The organism is Mesorhizobium kowhaii, assembly GCF_042431665.1.
GTDB classification, from domain to species: Bacteria; Pseudomonadota; Alphaproteobacteria; order Rhizobiales; family Rhizobiaceae; genus Mesorhizobium; species Mesorhizobium kowhaii.
This window is the reverse complement of record NZ_JBHLYT010000062.1, coordinates 1-19,961: the sequence shown is the minus strand read 5'-3', so window position 1 is coordinate 19,961 and position 19,961 is coordinate 1. Positions and strand designations below refer to the sequence as shown.

At 63.6% G+C, this 19,961-nt stretch carries 17 protein-coding genes and 2 pseudogenes; 5 read left to right on the top strand and 14 right to left on the bottom strand.

Annotated features, from left to right (window positions below; genetic code table 11):
• Positions 1-58 precede the first annotated feature (58 nt).
• Positions 59-916, bottom strand: coding sequence for a hypothetical protein (locus ACFFNA_RS33445; protein ID WP_378924103.1), 858 nt, complete (start codon positions 914-916; stop codon positions 59-61).
• 5 nt (positions 917-921) lie between these two features.
• Complete coding sequence (locus tag ACFFNA_RS33440; RefSeq protein WP_378924102.1) at positions 922-2,022, bottom strand: aminotransferase class I/II-fold pyridoxal phosphate-dependent enzyme; 1,101 nt, start codon at positions 2,020-2,022, stop codon at positions 922-924.
• A gap of 386 nt (positions 2,023-2,408) precedes the next feature.
• Between ACFFNA_RS33440 and metG the strand changes: the two genes are divergently transcribed.
• The 3 genes from metG to ACFFNA_RS33425 are packed head-to-tail and all read left to right on the top strand — an operon-like array spanning position 2,409 to position 5,575.
• Positions 2,409-3,962, top strand: coding sequence for a methionine--tRNA ligase (gene metG / locus ACFFNA_RS33435; protein ID WP_378924100.1), 1,554 nt, complete (start codon positions 2,409-2,411; stop codon positions 3,960-3,962).
• The gene (locus tag ACFFNA_RS33430; RefSeq protein WP_378924098.1) at positions 3,962-4,756 is read left to right on the top strand and encodes a TatD family hydrolase; all 795 of its coding nucleotides are present in this window, start codon (positions 3,962-3,964) and stop codon (positions 4,754-4,756) included. Before metG ends, ACFFNA_RS33430 begins: the two co-directional genes overlap by 1 nt.
• A 3-nt stretch (positions 4,757-4,759) precedes the next feature.
• Entirely contained in the window at positions 4,760-5,575 is an 816-nt protein-coding gene (locus ACFFNA_RS33425) for an MBL fold metallo-hydrolase (protein WP_111544195.1), read from the top strand.
• 384 nt (positions 5,576-5,959) lie between these two features.
• On the opposite strand, the gene ACFFNA_RS33420 is transcribed toward ACFFNA_RS33425, so the two are convergent.
• The 11 genes and pseudogenes from ACFFNA_RS33420 to ACFFNA_RS33370 form a co-directional block, all read right to left on the bottom strand.
• On the bottom strand, positions 5,960-7,441 hold the full coding sequence (locus ACFFNA_RS33420; RefSeq protein ID WP_378924096.1) for a TniQ family protein: 1,482 nt from the start codon (positions 7,439-7,441) through the stop codon (positions 5,960-5,962).
• Positions 7,442-7,487: 46 nt separating this feature from the next.
• Complete coding sequence (locus ACFFNA_RS33415) at positions 7,488-8,390, bottom strand: TniB family NTP-binding protein (RefSeq protein WP_378924094.1); 903 nt, start codon at positions 8,388-8,390, stop codon at positions 7,488-7,490.
• On the bottom strand, positions 8,381-10,024 hold the full coding sequence (locus tag ACFFNA_RS33410) for a TnsB C-terminal domain-containing protein (protein ID WP_378924093.1): 1,644 nt from the start codon (positions 10,022-10,024) through the stop codon (positions 8,381-8,383). Before ACFFNA_RS33410 ends, ACFFNA_RS33415 begins: the two co-directional genes overlap by 10 nt.
• 20 nt (positions 10,025-10,044) lie before the next feature.
• The gene (locus tag ACFFNA_RS33405) at positions 10,045-10,263 is read right to left on the bottom strand and encodes a hypothetical protein (RefSeq protein ID WP_378924134.1); all 219 of its coding nucleotides are present in this window, start codon (positions 10,261-10,263) and stop codon (positions 10,045-10,047) included.
• A 134-nt stretch (positions 10,264-10,397) separates the two neighbouring features.
• Positions 10,398-10,658 (bottom strand): annotated as a pseudogene (locus ACFFNA_RS33400) (Tn7 transposase TnsA N-terminal domain-containing protein); the annotation flags it as partial.
• A gap of 290 nt (positions 10,659-10,948) precedes the next feature.
• Positions 10,949-12,124: a tetratricopeptide repeat protein gene (locus ACFFNA_RS33395; RefSeq protein ID WP_378924092.1), complete on the bottom strand. Its 1,176-nt coding sequence runs from the start codon at positions 12,122-12,124 to the stop codon at positions 10,949-10,951.
• A 238-nt stretch (positions 12,125-12,362) separates the two neighbouring features.
• A complete protein-coding gene (locus ACFFNA_RS33390; RefSeq protein WP_378924090.1) occupies positions 12,363-13,016 on the bottom strand; it encodes a glutathione S-transferase family protein in 654 nt (217 codons plus the stop codon).
• 55 nt (positions 13,017-13,071) lie between these two features.
• Positions 13,072-13,944: an aldose 1-epimerase family protein gene (locus tag ACFFNA_RS33385; protein WP_378924088.1), complete on the bottom strand. Its 873-nt coding sequence runs from the start codon at positions 13,942-13,944 to the stop codon at positions 13,072-13,074.
• A gap of 172 nt (positions 13,945-14,116) precedes the next feature.
• Positions 14,117-14,833: a Bax inhibitor-1/YccA family protein gene (locus ACFFNA_RS33380; RefSeq protein ID WP_378924087.1), complete on the bottom strand. Its 717-nt coding sequence runs from the start codon at positions 14,831-14,833 to the stop codon at positions 14,117-14,119.
• A gap of 23 nt (positions 14,834-14,856) precedes the next feature.
• Entirely contained in the window at positions 14,857-15,630 is a 774-nt protein-coding gene (locus tag ACFFNA_RS33375; protein WP_378924085.1) for an anti-sigma factor family protein, read from the bottom strand.
• Complete coding sequence (locus ACFFNA_RS33370; RefSeq protein ID WP_378924130.1) at positions 15,627-16,160, bottom strand: sigma-70 family RNA polymerase sigma factor; 534 nt, start codon at positions 16,158-16,160, stop codon at positions 15,627-15,629. The genes ACFFNA_RS33375 and ACFFNA_RS33370 overlap by 4 nt, the downstream gene beginning before the upstream one ends.
• Positions 16,161-16,460: 300 nt before the next feature.
• Between ACFFNA_RS33370 and ACFFNA_RS33365 the strand changes: the two genes are divergently transcribed.
• Entirely contained in the window at positions 16,461-17,645 is a 1,185-nt protein-coding gene (locus ACFFNA_RS33365; protein WP_378924083.1) for an amino acid aminotransferase, read from the top strand.
• A gap of 154 nt (positions 17,646-17,799) precedes the next feature.
• A complete protein-coding gene (mazG, locus tag ACFFNA_RS33360) occupies positions 17,800-18,624 on the top strand; it encodes a nucleoside triphosphate pyrophosphohydrolase (RefSeq protein ID WP_111544187.1) in 825 nt (274 codons plus the stop codon).
• Between the two features lie 17 nt (positions 18,625-18,641).
• Here mazG and ACFFNA_RS33355 read toward each other — a convergent pair.
• Positions 18,642-19,585: pseudogene (locus ACFFNA_RS33355) on the bottom strand (IS630 family transposase).
• Positions 19,586-19,961: the final 376 nt, after the last annotated feature.

Below are 19,961 nucleotides of genomic sequence, written 5' to 3'. Positions count from 1 at the left end.
GCGTGCGCCGTCCGCTTTCAGGTGCCGGTCGTGTTCTCCTCCAGCAGTCGGATCGCGGCTATTCGGGGCGCCGTGCGTGCTGGCTCGCTCGCTGCACCGCGAGCGCGGCATCATACCTTGCGCGATTGGCCCAATAGATGGTGGCGAACAGCAGCGCCTGGTCGCGGAACGGAACGTGGTCCACCGTATCCGTGGCGGCTTCGGCTTCGATCCAGTCGGCGTGAAAGTCGGAGGCTCCCATCCTGTCGCCGCCGAGAGCCATCTGCTGGAAGCGATACATGTGGTCCTCGATATCGAGATAGCGATCGGCCCAGACGATCGACCATTGCCGGTTTTGCATGGTGAATCTGCGAATCCAGCGCTCGCTCAGGTCCATGTCCCCTTCGGGTTTGGAATACATGACGTTCCGGCGCGCTTCGAGCAATGTGTTGGTGGCGACGACTTCATTTTCGCGCCACAGAAGCCGCATGGCCGGATCGTTCAGAAATCGGTCTGCGTAAATGGGATGAGGAAACGCGCTTTCCCTCAGCCCATCGATCTTGAAATAGACCAGCAGTTCGGAAGCCACGCTCGCTTCGAGTTCGTTGCGCTCCATCTTGCCGTGGAAAGCCTCGAATCCGATACCCGGAATGAAGGGCATGTGCGCGGCGTGCCAGATTTCGTGCAGAAGGTAGAGATCCTCGATGGCCGGAGCCGCATAGTCATCCCGGCGCATTGTCAGCCCCCACCAGGTGCAGAAGTGCGCGCGCTCCAGGCGGTCGTTGGTGGTCTCGCAGCTGAAGCGCGGCAGGCGGGCATACTGATCGACGATGCTGTGGATATAGCCGCCTTCGCGATGCGAGGATCGGAATGCTTCTGTTTTCCAGTGCACCAAGCAGTGGGCGTGGACATCGTCGCTCGTCACCAGCGGGATCAAATGTTTCATGAAAACGGCCCAGAATTCGGACTGGCCATGCCGATCCGCTCCGCCATGCCTGGCGTCAGGCACAAGCGTGGCCGGCCATCGATCGCGCCGGGCGCGCGCGTGAGATAGGAGACCAGTTCCGGATCGACGTCCGCGCCTGCCGACGCCTGGGCAAGAATGAAGACGTCCGCCGGCATCAAGGCAAGGCCGAGAGCCAGGCCGGCATGTTCGGCTACGCTCTGTTGAATGCTGGCGTAGCGGCGCGCCATGGCGAAGACGTCGAACTGCTCCATGAGCTGTATCCCCAATTGCAGCGATGTCAGATTCTTGAACCATTGATTGCCAAAAAGGCCGAGATTCTCAGATCGGCAGAACACCCCGCCTATGCGGTCGTAATAGGCGCCGAACGGCTTGGACAGGCTGATCACCACGGCGGTCACGCAAGGCGCGTCGGCGAAGATCGTCTCTGCCGGCGGTTCGGCGGTTGCCCCGACATATGTCAGATCGAGGACAATTTGGGGCGGGTTCGCGCGCTCGCTCAGCCGGCGCAGAAAGGCATTGGCCTCCGGCCACACCATGCCGTCAATGGCCGAGGGTTGGCTGAGACAGAGCAGGTCCTGGGAATCAATGGTGTCGGCGACATCGCGCCAAGCGTGGCGCTCATGTTCCGTCACCGGAACGCCGCAGGCTTCCGCGTAAGCCTTGTAGCCTTCATACTCGCCACGAAAGATCATAAGCCGAGGTGAAAACCTCTCGACCCGTGCGCGGTTGCCGTAGTCGGCGATTAGGTGAAAAAGCGGCTCGCTTGCACCGGCGGTCGGATAGGTGAATGGAAAGTCAGTCGCGTTCAGAGGTACCATCGGCTTCGACCAGCCGAGCCATGTGTCGAAGAACCGTCTGTGCAGCGCGTTCTGCTTTCCAGTCCAGGCATGGCGAAACTGATCGAGATAGGCGGCGCGGATCGGATCGGGGCCATTTCCCCCGCTATTGCCGAACAACTCGGCCTTCGCTGTTTCGATCTCGGGGGTGACGAGGGCGTAGACGGTTTTGCTCGCGCCGGCCTGACGCAAGCGCAAATCAAGCTTCTGTCGCGGATCATATTGAGAGGTCGTGGCCATGCCGGTCTGCCTTTGCACCGCCACGAAACTACGGGATCGTAGCCTCTCTTTGCAACGGGTCCCACTGGAGGTGGTCGGCGGGTGTCAGCGAAGCGCTGCTGGCTGGAAACATCATCAAGGCCAGAACGCGGTCCGGGACTTGGCATGAGGCGCTGGACGCTATATCTGAGACGGACACCGACAATCTCGACAAGAAGCAGCACGCCTTGACCATGATCGGCCGCCTGAATTCTGCAATGCGAATGTGACGGTTTCTTTGTGCATGCCGTTGCCCCAAAACCGGGGCCACTTTTGGGCGGCATGCATGGCCTCGGGATGGCAATCGCCGCGCCGATGCGATATCCACCGCCACGCCTTTCCATTCAGACATTCATGACGGTTCATTCATGTCACGCGACAAATTCTACATCACCACGGCGATTTCCTATCCGAACGGCAAACCGCATATCGGGCATGCCTACGAACTGATCGCCACCGACGCGCTTGCCCGCTTCCAGCGGCTCGACGGCAGGCAAGTCTTCTTCCTCACCGGAACCGACGAACACGGCATCAAGATGCTGCAGACCGCCAAGCGCGAAGGCATTTCGCCGCGCGAACTGGCCGATCGCAATTCGGCCGAGTTCAAGCGCATGGCGGAGGCGCTCAACGCCTCCAATGACGACTTCATCCGCACCACGGAAGAGCGGCATTACGCGTCGTCGCAGGCGATCTGGAAGGCAATGGCCGCCAATGGCGACATCTACAAGGGTGGCTATGCCGGCTGGTACTCGGTGCGCGACGAAGCCTATTACGGCGAGGAGGAGACGGAGGTCCGTCCTGACAATGTCCGCTACGGGCCGCAGGGAGCGCCGGTCGAATGGGTCGAGGAAGAGAGTTATTTCTTCCGCCTCTCGGCCTATCAGGACAAGCTTATCTCGCTCTATGAAAGCCAGCCCGACTTCATCGGCCCGGCCGAGCGTCGCAACGAGGTGATGAGCTTCGTCAAATCGGGACTGAAGGATCTGTCGATCTCGCGTACCACCTTCGACTGGGGCGTGCCGGTGCCGGGCGACGAGAAGCATGTGATGTATGTGTGGGTCGACGCCTTGACCAATTACATCACTGGTGTCGGCTATCCCGATGAAAATGCTGATGATTGGCGTTTCTGGCCTGCGGACGCGCACATCATCGGCAAGGACATTGTCCGCTTTCATGCGGTGTATTGGCCGGCCTTCCTGATGTCTGCCGGCATCCCGCTGCCGAAACGTGTCTTCGGCCACGGCTTCCTGTTCAACCGCGGCGAGAAGATGTCGAAATCGGTCGGCAACGTCATCGACCCGTTCACGATGATCGAGCATTACGGTCTCGACCAGGTGCGCTACTTCTTCCTGCGCGAGGTGCCGTTCGGCCAGGACGGCAGCTACAGCCATGAAGCAATCGTCAACCGCACCAACGCCGATCTTGCCAATGGCCTCGGCAATCTGGCGCAGCGATCGCTGTCGATGATCGCCAAGAACTGTGGCGGTGAGGTGCCGCAACGCGGCACCCTGGCGGATGAGGACAAGGCGATCCTCGATCAGGCAGGTGCCGTGCTCGCCGTGGCGCGCAAGACCATGGCGGAGCAAGGCATCCATCTGGCGCTGGCGGCGATCTTCGGCGTGGTGGCGGAAGCCGACCGCTACTTCGCTGGCCAGGCGCCATGGGCGCTGAAGAAGAGCGATCCGGCGCGCATGGAAACCGTGCTGTGGACGACCGCCGAAATCGTCCGGCGCGTGGCGCTGTTGTGCCAACCCTTCATTCCGGGATCGGCCAGCAAACTGCTCGACCTGCTGGCGGTGCCAGCGGACAGCCGCGATTTCGTGCATGTCGCTGACGAATACGCGCTTGTGCCCGGAGTTGCCTTGCCGGTGCCGGAAGGGGTGTTTCCGCGTTACATCGATCAGCCGGATGCGAACGCCTGATGCTCGTCGACAGCCATTGCCACCTGGATTTTCCAGACTTCGCCGAGGAGCGGGCGGCCATTGTCGCCCGCGCCAAAGCGGCCGGTATCGGCCGCATGGTAACGATCTCAACGCGCGTAAAGCGGTTTCAGCAAATTCTTGAAATCGCTGATACTTTCGACGAAGTGTACTGTTCGATCGGCACCCATCCTCATAACGCCGCCGAGGAACTCGACGTCACCGCCGCCGACCTTGTGCGTCTGTCAGCTCATCCGAAGGTGGTGGCAATCGGCGAGGCAGGGCTGGATTACTTCTACGACAAGGCGCCGCGCGATGCGCAGGCGCAGGGGTTTCGCGCCCACATCGCGGCCGCACGAGAAACGCGGCTGCCGCTGGTCATCCATTCGCGCGATGCCGACGACCACATGGCAGCTATCCTCGAGGACGAAACAGGGAAGGGTGCCTTCCCCTTCATCCTGCACTGTTTTTCGTCCGGGCGCCGGCTGGCCGAAATCGGCGTCGCACTGGGCGGCTACGTGTCGTTCTCCGGTATTCTGACCTTCAAGAACTCGGCGGAATTGCGCGCCATCGCCGCCGATGTGCCGCATGACCGGCTGCTGGTTGAAACCGACGCACCCTATCTGGCGCCCGTACCGTTTCGCGGCAAGCGCAACGAGCCGGCCTATGTCGCGCATACGGCAAAGGTGCTGGCCGAAACAATCGGCGTCAGCGAGGCTGAAATCGCTGATCTGACGACGAACAATTTCTTCCGTCTGTTCGGCAAGATGCCGCGACCCGCCGAGCAAAGCGCCTGAACGATGACTGACCGGCTGCGCCTTACCATTCTCGGCTGCGGCTCGTCGCCAGGTACGCCGCGCATCACTGGCGACTGGGGCAATTGCGACCCGGATAACCCCAAGAACCGGCGCACGCGCGCCGCCGCCCTTGTCGAGCGGATTGCCGCGAATGGCAGCCGCACCAGCGTCGTCATCGACACCGGACCGGATTTTCGCCAGCAAATGCTGATGGCTTGTGTCAGGCGCATCGATGCGGTTGTCTATACGCACCCGCATGCCGACCATATCCACGGTATCGACGATCTGCGCGGTTTCGTGCTCGAGCAGCGCCAACTGATCGATATTCATGCCGACAAGGCGACGATGCTGCGGCTGCGCCAGGCGTTCGGCTATTGTTTCGAGACGCCGGCGGGCAGTTCCTATCCGCCGATCGTTGACGCTCATATCATCGATCACGCAAAGCCGGTTGTCATTAAAGGAGAGGGGGGTGCCCTCACCCTCGAACCTTTGCCGCAGGTCCATGGCGACATCATATCGCTTGGTTTCCGCATCGGCGCGCTCGCCTATTGCCCTGATGTCAGCGACTTTCCAGAGGCCACCGCCGAGCGGCTGCGCGACCTCGACGTGCTGATCATCGATGCGTTGCAGTACAGGACGCATCCCAGTCATTTGTCATTAGGCGAAGCGCTGGAATGGATCGAGCGGCTGGCGCCACGGCACTCCGTGCTGACGCATATGCATGTACCGCTCGACTACGCCACGGTGATGGCCGAGACACCAGCCAACGTCGAGCCAGCCTATGACGGCATGGTCATAGAAATTCCATGTGATTCATAGTGATGAAGTCAATCCTTCAAGCCGGCCACGCTGGAATTTCGACAATGAATGACGCGCGGCCAAACCGTCTGGTCAACGCGGATTTCACCGGCCGTGCAAGCTGGATCGACACGACGCTAGCGGTTGTCACGACAACCAGCGGCCTCAGATCTCTTCGATTGAGCAGCCCGGCGTTGCGGGCATCATCTATAGCCACAGCCAGACGGGCGCCAAACGGCTGATAATACGAGAAAATCTCCGTCCGCTGCCATACACTTCAGTTCCATAATCTATCTTATGCGACTTTCTGATGTAGCCGCAATTTGGCCGCCTGCTGTCGGTGCGACGAGTTTCGCGAACCGGCGCAGAGTTTCGTGTACCGGGGCGAAGTTTCGCGGACTCGATTCACGAACCGGGAGCCAGGTCATGAGTAGGCTTGGCGCGTGGTCCCCTTGGCTTCATCGGCCCCCACAGACGCCGGCGACGGCGGACGCTGCCTGGCCTCCTGCTGCGGTGCTTCTTCAGCAGGTTCGATGCGATGTCGAGGCTCAGCTCGATCCCGAACAGCGCCTTTGCGCGAGCAACGATGGCATGACGGTTCTGGTGTGCGCGGTCGGCACGGATCCATTGCGCGAGCGCTTCGGATTGAGCCGACGTCAGAGCGGGCCTCCCGGTCGGGCGTTCGAGCGCCGCTTCGAGCCCATGTTCGATCCCGCGGTCGAGCCAGCGATAAACGCTCATCGGCTGGACACGGGCTATCGCTGCCGCCTCCCCGACAGTCGCCCCCGCCTTGAGTGCGGCAAAGGCCGTCAGCCGCTGGCGCCGGTGCTTGTAGCGTTCGCGGGCGGCTCGCTCCTGCAGTTCGGAGGCGCTATCAGGCAAGCTTTCGATCCAGGGATGCCACGCACCTCGTCCGACCGCCGGCGTGGCTATTGCCGCCGCCAGGATCGTGCGCAGGTGTGCGGCTATATCGTCGTCGATGTCGTTGTGGCGGCCCAGGAGACCTTCGAAGCGGACAGATTTCAGGATGCCGATCGCCGCAGGCAGGCGATGCGGCAGGTCCGCCACCAGCCAGTCGAGTATCAGCAGGCTTCCATAGTTCGAGCCAAGCGAGAGCGAGAGCCGGTCTTCCCAGCCCAGATCAAGTTCGCGGGCGATCCGGTTGAACAGCTGCTCGCGGTGCTGGGCGGCGACACCGGTCCAGATCATGCCGAGCAGCATGTCTGCAACCGCCATCATCGTGGCCCACTCGACCTCGCCCACGCTTGGCAGGAGTACGACGCCGGTCTTCTTCCCCGCAACAAGCAGCGATTGCAGATCGACCGACCGATCATTCGCCCGTTGCCCCTGCAAGCAGGCCAACCCTCGGCCGCACTTCTGGCACGCAAGCAGGTCGACTGGCGCCTTCGCGTTCAGCCCTTTGAACCGGATCGGACACCGGCATCCCGGGCATTCCCCGATCAGCTGGGTCCGGTGCCGCGGGCAGACACCGATCCAGCCCAGCAGCCAGAGCCGCCTCAGATAGGGTCGCTCGTCTTCCGCCAGACATTGCCCGCAGACATCGACACGCCGGCCTTTCCGGCGGCCCAGCTTCGGGTTTGTCCAGCGCCGGCTTGTGAAGCGCTGCGCGCCCTCATCATCACGTGCGATCGACCAGCCCAGGAGCGTCATGGCTTTCAGCCGGGCCTGCTCGACTCCGGTCCGTTCGGCGATCGTTGCGAGCTGGCCTGCCGACGGACGACGCCACCACTCGGGATCACCCGCGGCATCCACCTTGAAGCCGTGCCGGCTGAACATGAGCGGAGACTGTCGGAGCGCCCAACTCAGCTGGACGAGCCACGACACGAGCGCCTCATCCGCCGCCGGCTCGATGTGAACGGGCAGCATCGCCCGTGCCGGGAACGCCTCGGGCATGGCCGAGACGGCGAACAGATCAGACCGCAACACGCCGACGCTCGGAGGGCCGAATGAAGCCTGCATCCTCGATCATGCGTGCCGAGATGGTCTCCGTCCCGGTCTCGACCGCCAGCACAGCCGCCCGCACGACGACGGCGATAATCTCGCCCAGCACGCCCTCCGCCGCCGCAAGAATGCGGCCGGCCATGACCGGATCGTCGAGGTGCGACGGCTTGCGCAGAGGCAAGGCCGCTTCGAGTGTCGCGAGAAGCCGCCGATATTCCTCGTTATCTTCCCACACGGGCAAGGCGAACGGTTCGAACCGATTTACGAGCTGGTCGTCGCTGCGGATCGCCCGAAGCGCCTCGGCCGTGCCGACGCCGACCAGCGGTATTTGCAGTTCGTTGCCCAGCCAGCGCAGCAGGTTGAGCAGCCGACGCTGCTGCATCGAGGTGCCCGACAGCAGATTATGCAGCTCGTCGATCACCAGCAGGCGGGTGTCCGTCGCGCGCATCATGCGCACCGCGATATCCTGCTTGGCGGCAATGCGGTCGCGGGGGCCGAACGGCACCCCAAGCCCGTCGAGGATTGCGCCGAACAGCCGCCCTTCGTCCGGTCCGGGCGGCATCTGCACCCTCAACACCGGCAGGACTGCAACGCCGCCCGCCGCCTCGACAGCAGTGAGCGCCGGATGCGCACGCCGGAACTTCTCCACGATCATGGTCTTGCCGTTGTTCGTCGGGCCGACCAGCAGCAGATTCGGCATCCGCATCCGCTTCGGGAACGTCAGCAGGTCCTCCATAGCCGCCAGGGCGGCGTTCGCCCGTGCATAGGCGATCCAACGATCCGTGCGGATGCGCCGGACGCGCACCTCTGTCGCCTCGTCCACGAACGGCCGGACCGCAGGGTGGAGGTGCGGATAGTCCCCGCTCACGACCATTCCTCGAACGGGAAGATGCGATCCTCCAGCGGCACGTCGGCGTCGGCGCGCCGAGCGGGCTTGCCCAGTTCGGGACCCACCGCCGGGTCGGGCGCGCTGCTCGACACGACCCGGAGCCGGCGTTCTCGCTGGCGGCGTGCGGTCTTGGTGGTGTGGACCGCGTCATCGGCGATGGCGCGCATGGTCTCGACCGCCCGGAAGATCGCGGCTTCGTCGACATGCGAGCGCCCTTCCTCCCGCAAGCGCTTCAGCGCCAGTCGATGCTCCCACAGGCTGATCGGTGGACGCCGCAGATCGCGGTAGCTCAGGTCATAGTAGGCGCCGTCCGGCCCCAGCAGGTAGATCCGGCTCAGGTCGCGCGGATCATAGCGGACGATCATCGGCTCGGGATGGCCGATCCAGGTGCTGAGCACGTCAGCCCAGTAGGCTATCGAGTGCAGCGCCACGCCATCACGCCGGACCCTGCGACGCTCGATCGGCAGGAAGTCGATCAGGAAGCGGCGAGGATCGGGCACGGCGACCGGCGCGCCACGGCCGAGCGTGGCGCCGTCGCCGGCGATGCCCCGCTGCCAGGCCGCCAAGGGCGTCATGCCGATGCCCCGATGCAGATCGCGGTGATAGACGCCGGCGATCGCATGGCCGAGCCAGCGCTCGACCTCGTCGATCGTCATGGCGGCGCTCTTCTCGGGATTCAGGTCGCCCTTCTCCTGGACGCTGGAGAACGTCGTGCCGGGCAGCAGGTGGACCTTGCCCATCATGGTGCCGATCAGCCGCTCGATATGGCCGCCATAGTGAGGCGTGCGCACCGGCCGATGGTCGATCGCGATCCCATACTGCTCGCACCCGCGCTTCAGCGCCTCGGACCGGAACTCCTTGGCGTTGTCGAGGTGCAGGCGTTCCGGGATGCCGCGAACCGGCCACTCTGCGTCGATGGCGCGCTCGGCGAGCCAGCTATCCTTGGCGAGTGCTGCGTGGGTCAGGCAGAGCGCGACGGGCGTCGCCGAGGGCGGCTCCAGCGACAGGTGGAAGCCGGCGACGCAGCGCGTGCAGACGTCGATCGCCAGGGTCAGCCAGGGGCGCTGGATCGGTGCGCGCGTCTCGCTGTCGACCACGACCACGTCGACCAGCGTGTGGTCGATCTGGATCAACGACAACGGCCAGTGAGCCTCCAGCGAACCGACGACAGGAGCGTAACGGTCGCGCGCCGCCTTGGCGCCTTGGCGCTTGGCGATCACCTCCCGACCCGGGCGGGCGCGAAGCCGGGCTGTGATGGTTCGCCGGCTCGGCGCGGTGAGTCCGCGCGCCGCGCACTGGCGCAGCACCTCCTCGACCAGGTGCATGATCTTGGGCTTCTGGCGCGTGAGATAGACGCCGTCGATCGCCTCCTCGACCAGCACGTCCACCTCGTTTTGGAGCCGGGAGAAGCCGGCGCTCGGCCCTCGCTTGCGCGGCAGCAAGCTCGTCAGTCGTGGATCAGCGATGTAGCGGCGGATCAGGGCATAGACGTGGGTCGGCCCACAGCCCAGTTCCGCCGCGCCAGCTTCCACGTCCGCTCGGGTTCGGGTCGGATCGTCCGCCAGGCGCCGGATGATCGGCAGGAAGCGGCGGGCTTCATCCCAAGCGGTAGGGCTCACGGTCGCGATGTCGGGCACGCTCACGCCGCACCCACGCGCGTGCTCGGCACGATTGGCGCCGACAGATCGACGACAAGGGCGCCGCGCGCAATCAGGCGCCAGACCACGGCCAGTCCGGCTTCGCGCGTCGTTGGCAAGGCGTCGACCAGCCCGATGAAGTCGATGGCGTCGGCGCGCGCCCGCACCACGGCCAACTCCGCCAGCGCCGTGTCGATCGGCACGTTCCTGAGCGGCAGCAACCTCTTCGCCGCATCAAGGCGCGGACCGCGGATGCCGCGCTCCGTGGCGATCCTGAAGCGGGCGCCATGCTCGCCGGCCAGGCCCGGGCGGCGGCGAACGCCGGCCTCAGCCGGTGCCAGTCCGATCTAAGGTCGGCGCGATATTTGATCTCGACGATATCGGAGCCCCCGGCGCTCCAGTCGACGCGGAAGTCAGGCGTGTATCGCCGCGACCGCTGCCCCTGCCGGAACCGGATCGTGACCGGCTGCTCGGTCACCACCGCGCCCGCATCCGTCCAGCTCACAAGCGTCACGAAGTCTCGTTCGAGGGCGCTTTCGTGCTCCGCCACCCCCGTCGCAAGGGCCTGGAACCCGGTCACATGCGACCGCCGGCTGAGGGGAATGCGCCGCCGCATCGGCCTCCACCTTCAAACGACTCAGTACGCAAACATCGCACATTTTGGGATCAGTTCACAAACATGGGACAATATCTATGTCGCCAAGCCTTTGCGCGGACTCAGTTTCCGCTCCGCGCCGATTCACGAAACTCGTCGCACCGACACCTGCGCTGTCACGCAGCAGCGCTGCTACCCGGAAGGCGCACGTAACTCTCGCGCATGTGCTTGCCGTCGCCCTTCATCTCGAACACCCCCTCATCTGTCTCGTAGCATGATGGCAAATTGTCTTGTGCACGATGGCTATAGGTTCAAGGCGTCATCTTCGAAGCAACTTCCCAAAGCGCCCAGGCTTTGCGGCGCGGGTTCTCCACCGCCTGCGTAAATTGCAGCGCTTCGGACGGTTTGCCCATTTCCGCAAGCGCGGCGGCGGCGAAGGTGATCAGCGTTTCCTTGTCGTAGTCGTTCGTCGCAGAATCGATGAGGGTTTGCGCAACCGGCAGGTAGCCAGACAAGGTCAGCGCTCGAACCAGGCCATTGGCGATACGGTCGCGGTTGAAGTTGGCAGGGTCGTCGCGCATCGCCCTCTCGATTAGTGCGAAGACTTCCGGCTGGCGGGCGTGTTCCGCAACGTTGACGAAGGCATAGGCCCGGTCGGACGCAGGAAGTGTCTGTGCAAGATCGATTGCCTTTTGCCACTGCCCGGTGGCGGCCAGTGCATAGATCACTTCCAGCGCGATGTAGGGGTAGTCGTCGGGCGGCACCTGCGCCAATGAGACAAGGACCGCGTCGGCAGCCGCCTTGTCCTTCGTTTTCGTCGCAATGTAGGCCTTGCGGCGAACGGCGCTGGGATCGGATGAGGTCAGGTAAGGCAGCATCGGTTTGGCGCGCTCGGTCTCACCGCCAAAATAGAGCGTTTCCGCAGCCAGTCCGGCCAACAACTCCCGCTCGGTCTCCGGCACGTCGCCCACATGCTTCACCGCTTCCGCCGCACGGCCGGCGCGCAAATGGCCGAGCACCTGCCAATAGCTAAGCTGGAACGGATCCGGCGGCGGTTGGATGGCTTTCAGCAAGGCGGCGAGTTTGTCCTCGCGGCCCAGTTCAACAAGGACCGGGCCGATGACGAAGGCATATTTCGTCTCCGACGTTTCGAGGCGTGAAAGGATCGCTTGCAGATCGGCCAGACGGTCGGCGCGGGCAAAAGCGGCGATCAGGTCGGCTGACGCGATCGAGTCCGTCTTCTTCAACTGGGCGGCGAATTCGAGCGCCAGATCGAGTCGCCCGGCGCGAGATGCTGCCTCGACCATGCCACCGTAGGGCAAGTTCTCAGTCGTTAGCGGTGCCGCAGTGCGGATCGCGTCCGCAGCCATGTCGAGCGCGCAGGATTGTGTCGGCTTGGCCTGGCACATGAGCGCGGTCAGGCTTTCCTGGGCTATGCCGGCGTTGGGCGCGGCAAGCAGCAGAGCGGCAAGAACCAAACGACGCATCGAATGCCTCCGGAAAGTGCACTTTCACCGCATTGGGCTTTGGCCTGACTGGATTGCGCGCGACGATACACCTAAGCAGAGATTCGTTGGTTGGCCAACGGATCGCGGTTTCGTTCTGAATTCAAGGCGGCGACGGCGCTGAAATGACTTGGTCGCTGTAGAAGACGGCATTGATTATATGGAATTGTGGCGCGACGCCAACGGTGAGTAAACTGCCAACAAGACCCGCCCCTGCCCGCTAATTTGTCGTCGTTCGAGGGACCGGCGGCAGTTCAGGCGCATGCAGTCCCTTGAAGGGATCGCGCCAGGCGTCGATCTCTTCAAGCCTAAGATACCAGCGGCCGACAGAGGGATAATCGTCGAGCGGCAGCCTGGCGACGTCGTTGAACGGCAGAAAGGTCGCCATTCGGAAGTCGGCGTAGGAAACCGAATTTCCGACCAGCCATTCCCGCTCGCAAAGCACGGCCTCGATGATTGCAGCAGCGGTGCGGAAATGTGTCAGCCCCTCCTCCACGCGCTCCTGATCAATCGGGCCGATGCCGTACCGCTGTTTGGTTCCACGTTCGAAATGCACCGTGTCGCAAGCGAAGGCGAAGTGCTCCTTGCCCCAACTGAGCCACCGGATCATCTCGGGTTCGTCATCGCCGGTACGCCAGAAATCCGAATGTGCGTCGCGTGAGAGCCGGCAGGCTATGGCGTCTGCCTCCCAGAGGCTTTTTCCGCCGTCCTCTACAAGTATGGGCAATGACAGATTGGGATTTAACGGGCGATATTTCTCTGCTTGCCCAGGAGCGAATGGCGAGGCGAACTCAAATTCGATATTCGCGTCGAGATGGCGTGCCACCGCGACCGCGAGCCGAGGATTGGGGTTGCGGCTGACGTAAAGCTTCATGGGACACCGCCGGTGTGGCTGGCCAGCGCTATGGCTGATCTGTCGAGCACGGGCGTCACAGCAGCCGTATCTGATAGCTCAGCACGCGCTTCGCGGCGGGCGGGATCAGCATCAGGCCCGGCTTGTCGACAAAATCGCCGTCGAAGTCCACCGGACTTGCGATGCCGTGCCAGGGCTCGATGCAGAGGAACGGCGCGCCGCCCAGCTTCGACCAGACGCCCAATTCCTGAAATCCCTGCCAGGCCATCTCGATCGCAGGACCACGCTCGGCCGCATAACGCACGCTGCTGCTGGCGGACTGGTCGAGAATGACCGCGTCCTCGTCGAATAGCCGCTCGGAGAGCGCGAGGATGTTGCCTTCGACAGGCGTCGGCTGCGGCGTTTTCAGCAGCAGGCCGTCCTTCAAGCGGCGGATCGGAGCCGGTTCGGCATCGGCAAAGGTCAGCTGGTAATCCGTCTTGGCCAGATCCGGCAGCAATGGCCAATTGAATGCCGGATGCGCCCCAATGGACGCCGGCAGCGGCTCTTCGCCGGTGTTGGTGATGTCGAAGGTCACGCCAAGCTGCTGGCGGTCCAGCGTGTAGGTCACGGCGAGGCGGAAGGCGAACGGATAGTGCGTGCGGGTATCGGCGTCGTCGGCGAGAACGAGCGTGCAGGATCGAGGCCCGCTCTGCGCCCAGGCAAACGGTTTGTCGCGCGCGAACCCATGTTGCGTCATCGGATAGGTCTGGCCGCGATGGTGCAGTTGGTCTCCGTTCAGCCGGCCGACGATCGGAAACAGCACCGGCGAATGCCGCCGCCAGGCCGGCCCGGCCTGCCACAGGAACTCGAATCCCTTGTTGTCTTGCAGCGAAACCAGTTCGGCGCCCTGTGCGACGATGGTCGCCGATATGCCGTCGCCATGAAGCGTTTGGCTGTCTTGTGCCATATGTCCTCGCGCGGCCGGTGTGCAGGCTGATGCCGCGGGCAACTTAGCAAAAGCCCTTGCGGACTCAAGGTGTGGTCGGCCTTGCCAGGTCGATTGTTGGCCGGAGGATCTCCCCTCCGGCGATGCCGCCATATCCAGGTCTGGGCGGCAACCCTTGCCAGCCCCTGCCCGGCTACTCGCGTTCGCCAGTGAAGTTCAGCAGCAGCTGGAAGATGTTGATGAAGTTCAGATAGAGCGAGAAGGCGCCGAAGACGGCCAGCTTCTGGCGCGATTCCGCGTCGAAATTCTCGGCATACTGCTCCTTGATCGCCTGCGTGTCCCAGGCGGTCAGGCCGATGAAGACGGCGATACCGATCACCGAGATGGCAAACTGCAGCGCGGTCGAGCCGAGGAAGATGTTGACGATGCTGGCGATCACCACACCGATCAGGCCCATGATCATGAACGACGAGAACTGGGTCAGGTCGCGCCTTGTCGTGTAGCCGTAGAGACTGGTGGCGCCGAACATGGTGGCGGCGATGAAGAAGGTGCGGGCGATGCTGGTTCCGGTGAAGACCAGGAACACCGAGGCCAGCGACAGGCCCATGACCGCGCAGAAGGCCCAGAACATCGCCTGGGCGCTGGCCGCCGACATGGTCTGCATCTTGAACGAGAACAGCATGACGAAGGCGAGCGGTGCCAGCATCACCACCCATTTCAGCGGGCTGGAGAAAATCGGCACGTAGAGCGCCGGCGTCGACGAGATCATGAAGGCGACCAGACCGGTGACCATGAGGCCAACGCCCATATAGTTGTAGACGCGCAGCATGTGCTGACGCAGGCCCTCGTCATAGACGGCTCCGGTTTGGGCGCCTGCGCCGGCGCGGTATCCCAGATTGGGGGTGTTCATTTGGCTTCTCCTTTGTGGATCGGTCAGTAAAGCGTGTTGGCGAGCGTCTCTGCGGCGCGGTCGAGGTCGTGGACCTCGCTTCGTCCGACCACCGCATAGGCGACCTCGCCGATCTGGAAATAGGCCGAGGAGATGTCACCCGATGGCGCGACGGTCGGCTTGACGACGTCGAAATTTCCCGGCCGGATCGCAAACAGCGACACCAGCCCCATGTCCTTGGTCTCGACCGCCATCTCGACGCTCGGGCCGAAGCGTGACGGATAGATCTGCACGTCGCGGACCTTCCAGTCCTTGGGCAGCGACGGCATGACGATGGCGGTCGCGGCGCGGATTTCGCCGGCATTGTAGTTGGGCGATTCCGGCTGCGACGGCATGGTCTCGCGCACCAGCGTCGTTCTGTGTGCCCGCACCGCCTCGTCGACATAGGCGGGCGGCTGCGGCGAGGCGACAACCTTGGTCACCGACATCGGCCCAATGATGCCGTTCGCCAGCCAGCCGGCGGCGACGAAGGCGGCCACTGCCGCCGCGCGCTGCAACACGCCGAAGATGCGGCCACGGGCAAGCCCCCTCTCCAGACGTCGCGCGGCGTCGGCGGTCGCCGGCCGGGCCATGCCCTTGGAGCCGGCAAGCGCCACGCGCAGCTCGTCGCGGGTCCGCAGATCCGACATCACGCGCGCCGCTGCCTCCGGACGGGCGGATAGAAACGCCTCGACCTCAATGCGGCGGGTTACGTCGAGCTGGTCATCGACGTAGGCGTCGAGGTCGGTATCGGCCACGGGATCGACAGTTCCAGTCATGACGGTCCTCCAACGATCCTGAGGTGGGTTTTCGCCTTCGAGGGCGCCGCGTCCTCCATCTCGCGCAGTGCGGCGCGCGCCCTGCCGATGCGCGACATCAGCGTTCCCAGCGGTACGCTGCTGGCATCGGCCGCCTGTTGATAGGAAAGCCCCTCGATGGCGACGAGATGCAGCGCCGAGCGCTGTTCTTCCGGCAGGCTGAAAAAGGCTTCGCGCACCTGCGTCAGGCGCACGGAATGTTCCTGCGGTGCCGGCGTGCTGTCATCGGCAAGATATCCGGCCTGTTCGACGCGCGCCGCTTCAGACCTGCGGGACCGCATTTTGTCGATGAAGGTGTTGTGGACGATCGACAGCAGCCAGGCACGCAGGTTGCCGCCGGAGCGGAAGGTGCCGCGCCGCTCATAGGCGCGCACCAGCGCGTCATGCACGAGATCCTCGGCGTCAGTGCCGTCACGGGTCAGCGAGCGCGCATAGCGGCGCAGCGACCCGAGCTGTCCTATGATGTCAAAGCGCAGCATCGACCGTTTCATGTCCTGTTTACGGAGCATGTGGGGATTTTAATCCCTGCCCTGCCATTTTTTTCGCTGGGTTCGCCGGAGGACATCGTTCGTAGCTGCCCTCGCCTCGCAGGCCCAACCGGGCAATCCCGCGATGCCGCTTCGGCTTTCCAACAGGCGGCGAGCTGAGCGCCGAGAATATGAGGGTCGCGGCGTAGATGATGCTGGCATGGGTTGCCGATCAGCTTTGCGCGGCCTGAAGTGGCAGGAAAAGCGCTGGCGAAATGCGCTCGATTTGCGTATCACTCCGCCGCGCCAATGGAACCATTGCCAATGTTTGAAGATCTGCAGCCCGCCCCCGCCGACAAGATCCTTGCCCTGATCGGCCTCTATCGCGCCGATCCGCGTCCCGACAAGGTCGATCTCGGTGTCGGCGTCTACAAGGATCGCAATGGCAAGACGCCGGTCATGCGCGCCGTGCGCGAGGCCGAAAAGCGCCTGCTGCAGGGCCAGGACACCAAGACCTATCTCGGCCTGGCCGGCGATGTCGGCTTCAACGCCGTGATGGCCAAGCTTGCCTTCGGTCCAGGCGCCGACATGACGCGCATCCGCGCGGCACAGGCGCCCGGCGGCTCCGGCGCGCTGCGGCTGGTGGCGGAATTGCTGAAGCGGACACGTTCGGACGCGACGATCTGGCTTTCGGACCCGACCTGGCCGAACCACATGCCGGTGATGCGCGCGGCTGGGCTGAGTATCCGCGAATACCCCTATTTCGATGCGGCTTCCGGCGCTGTTCGCTTCGACGACATGCTGGCAGCGCTGCGGACGGCAAAGAGCGGTGACGTGGTGCTGCTGCATGGCTGCTGCCACAACCCGACCGGCGCCAATCTGGATAGCGTCCAATGGGCCGCCGTTGCCGATCTGGTCGTCGAGCGCGGCCTGCTGCCGTTTGTCGACATCGCCTATCAGGGCTTTGGCGATGGCCTCGAGGCCGATGCTGTCGGCTTGCGCCTGCTGGCCGCGAAGGTTCCAGAAATGGTCGTTGCGTCGAGCTGCTCGAAGAACTTCGCCGTCTACCGCGACCGCGTCGGCGCGGCGATGATCCTGGCCAAGGACGGTGCCCAGGCCGATGTGGCGATGGGTCAGATGCTGTCGGCAGCGCGCGCCATGTATTCGATGCCGCCGGATCATGGTGCTGCCGCGGTGCGGATCGTGCTCGAAGACGCCGCCTTGCGCGCCGACTGGGAGGCCGAACTCGAGGAGATGCGACTGCGCATGCTCAGGCTTCGGGTGCAGTTCGCCGAGGCACTGCGCCGGCAGTCCAATTCCGATCGCTTCGATTTCGTCGCCAGCCACCGCGGCATGTTCTCCCGCCTTGGTCTCACGGAAGCGCAGGTCGAGCGGCTGCGTGCCGAGCACGGCATCTACATGGTCGGCGACAGCCGCATCAACGTCGCCGGTCTGCCCGAGGACGGGATGGACGAACTCGCCAAGGCGATCGTTTCCGTTCTGGATTGATAGGCTGGGTACCCAGCAGCTGTGGACAAGGCCCCCTCGCCGGTTGACAGCGTTGGCCGCGCGAGCGGCCGCGCGATAGCATCCGACAAAGCTCTCTGTTTTGACGCAATTCCGGACAGAAAACCGTTTCACACTTTTCCTGGAATAGCTTTAGATGACGCCATCGAAAGACATTTCGCGCCTGATCGAGATCATGGCGGCGCTGCGAGCGCCGAAGACCGGTTGTCCATGGGACATCGAACAGGATTTCTCGACCATCGCGCCCTATACGATCGAGGAAGCCTATGAGGTGGCGGATGCCATCGCGCGCGGCGACCTCGACGATCTGCGCGACGAACTCGGCGACCTGCTGCTGCAGGTCGTCTACCACGCGCAAATGGCCGAGGAGGCCGGTGAATTCGCCTTCGGCGATGTGGTCCAGGCCATCACGACGAAGATGATCCGCCGCCACCCGCATGTCTTCGGCGACGAGAAGGCCCGCAGCGCCGGCATGGCCAAGGGCATGTGGGAAAAGATCAAGGCCAAGGAAAAGGCGGAGAAACGAAGCGCCCGCCTCGCCCGCGGTCTCGACCCCGAGGACAATGGCAAGGGGTTTCTGGACAGTGTTCCGGTCGCCCTGCCCGCGCTGACGCGAGCGCTAAAACTTCAGGGGAAGGCGGCCCGCGTCGGCTTCGACTGGAGCGAGGCAGCGCCCATCCTCGACAAGATCGAGGAAGAGATTGGCGAGTTGCGCGAGGCGCTGGCCAAGGGCGACACCGCATCGATCAAGGACGAATTCGGCGACATGCTGTTTGCCGTCGTCAATCTCGGCAGGCATCTCAAGCTTGATTCGGAAGCCGCGCTGAGCGGCACCAATGAGAAGTTCCGCTCGCGCTTCCACTATGTCGAGCAGGCTCTGGAAAAGTCGGGCAAGACGCTGGAAAAGGCGAGCCTGGCCGAGATGGAAGCGCTCTGGCAGGAAGCGAAAGGCGCGAAGTAACCTGCTTCTAGAGCCTTTCACGGTTTGACGGAAGCGTACCCGGCGTTTTCGAAGTAGTTCTTGCATTCGGCTGCCTCGATCGTTTCGACGAGGTGGCCGATGTGGCGCCAAGTTTCCTCGACGGTGCGTTTCTGAGCCTGGCGCATCCAGTGTTTGATCTTGGCGAAGGCCTGCTCGATCGGATTGAGGTCCGGAGAGTAGGGCGGCAGGTACCAAAGCCTGGCGCCGGCAGCCTTGATCATCTGCCTGATGGCCGCCGACTTATGACTTCCCAGATTATCCATGACGACGATGTCGCCGGGCTTCAGAACGGTGACGAGTTGCTGCTCGACATAAGCGCGGAAGCATTGGCCGTTGATCGGTCCGTCGAAGACACAAGGTGCTGCAAGCCGATCCCAGCGCAGCGCGCCAAGGAAGGTCAGCGTGCGCCAGTGGCCGTGCGGAGCCAGGCCGCGCAGCCGCTTGCCCTTCGGCCCCCAACCTCGTAGCGGAGCCACGTTGGTCTTGATCCAGGTCTCATCGATGAAGACCAGGCACTGTGGATCGAGACCGGTCTGCCAAGATCGCCATCGCTGGCGCCTGCGGGCAATATCAGCGCGCGCCTGCTCAAGGGCGAACAGCGTTTTTTTTGAAGCTCAGGTCCTCGCGGCGCAAGAACAGCCACACTGCATTGTGCGAGACTTTGACCCCGCGCGCGGCCATCCTTCAGGCCGTGCGGTGTCAAATGCGGCGTCTCACGTATACGCGCCTCGATGAAGGCACGGTGCGGCTCCAGTACCCTCTTGCGATGCCCACCCATCTTGCCCGGGGCTACCGAGCCCGTCGCCCGATGGCGCTGCAACAACTTCACAACCGCCGAAACCGAAATGCCGAACCGTTTCGCAGCCGACCGGCGGCTCTCGCCACTCAAAACCGCCGCCACAACCCGCTCGCGAAGATCATTGGAAAGGGGTCGAGTCATCAGATGCTGGCCTCCACTCCAGCCAGCATCTTGAATCACAAAACCGACAAATCGGGAATCCCCTTCGATTCCATCAAGTCGTGAACCGCTCTAAGCGCAGTGAATCGAGAGACATCGAAGGCGGGAGGAAGCGAGAGTAGATAGCGAAACAATAGTTGCGACCCCGGACCGGTCGGGCCGCTCGGTTCATCACACATCCCGCTGGGCTTCGCCGGTGCCGCTGGACAACGGTGAAAAGCTTGCTTGGTGCAACGCCGACTGGCGGGGTTGGGGCCGGGGAACGAACCCGCTGCGCGGGAGGGCGCCTGCGGTTGAGGTAGAGATCAAGAACCGGTCGTTGCGCCTGCATTGAGCGGGGTTCGGCAGCGGCAGAGCA

What these genes read in the sequence shown, in the direction of transcription:
- ACFFNA_RS33440 (WP_378924102.1), bottom strand. Translation starts at nt 2,022, where the DNA reads ATGGCCACGACCTCTCAATATGATCCGCGACAGAAGCTTGATTTGCGC.
- metG (WP_378924100.1), top strand. Translation starts at nt 2,409, where the DNA reads ATGTCACGCGACAAATTCTACATCACCACGGCGATTTCCTATCCGAAC.
- ACFFNA_RS33430 (WP_378924098.1), top strand. Translation starts at nt 3,962, where the DNA reads ATGCTCGTCGACAGCCATTGCCACCTGGATTTTCCAGACTTCGCCGAG.
- ACFFNA_RS33425 (WP_111544195.1), top strand. Translation starts at nt 4,760, where the DNA reads ATGACTGACCGGCTGCGCCTTACCATTCTCGGCTGCGGCTCGTCGCCA.
- ACFFNA_RS33420 (WP_378924096.1), bottom strand. Translation starts at nt 7,441, where the DNA reads ATGCTGCCCGTTCACATCGAGCCGGCGGCGGATGAGGCGCTCGTGTCG.
- ACFFNA_RS33415 (WP_378924094.1), bottom strand. Translation starts at nt 8,390, where the DNA reads ATGGTCGTGAGCGGGGACTATCCGCACCTCCACCCTGCGGTCCGGCCG.
- ACFFNA_RS33395 (WP_378924092.1), bottom strand. Translation starts at nt 12,124, where the DNA reads ATGCGTCGTTTGGTTCTTGCCGCTCTGCTGCTTGCCGCGCCCAACGCC.
- ACFFNA_RS33390 (WP_378924090.1), bottom strand. Translation starts at nt 13,016, where the DNA reads ATGAAGCTTTACGTCAGCCGCAACCCCAATCCTCGGCTCGCGGTCGCG.
- ACFFNA_RS33385 (WP_378924088.1), bottom strand. Translation starts at nt 13,944, where the DNA reads ATGGCACAAGACAGCCAAACGCTTCATGGCGACGGCATATCGGCGACC.
- ACFFNA_RS33380 (WP_378924087.1), bottom strand. Translation starts at nt 14,833, where the DNA reads ATGAACACCCCCAATCTGGGATACCGCGCCGGCGCAGGCGCCCAAACC.
- ACFFNA_RS33375 (WP_378924085.1), bottom strand. Translation starts at nt 15,630, where the DNA reads ATGACTGGAACTGTCGATCCCGTGGCCGATACCGACCTCGACGCCTAC.
- ACFFNA_RS33370 (WP_378924130.1), bottom strand. Translation starts at nt 16,160, where the DNA reads ATGAAACGGTCGATGCTGCGCTTTGACATCATAGGACAGCTCGGGTCG.
- ACFFNA_RS33365 (WP_378924083.1), top strand. Translation starts at nt 16,461, where the DNA reads ATGTTTGAAGATCTGCAGCCCGCCCCCGCCGACAAGATCCTTGCCCTG.
- mazG (WP_111544187.1), top strand. Translation starts at nt 17,800, where the DNA reads ATGACGCCATCGAAAGACATTTCGCGCCTGATCGAGATCATGGCGGCG.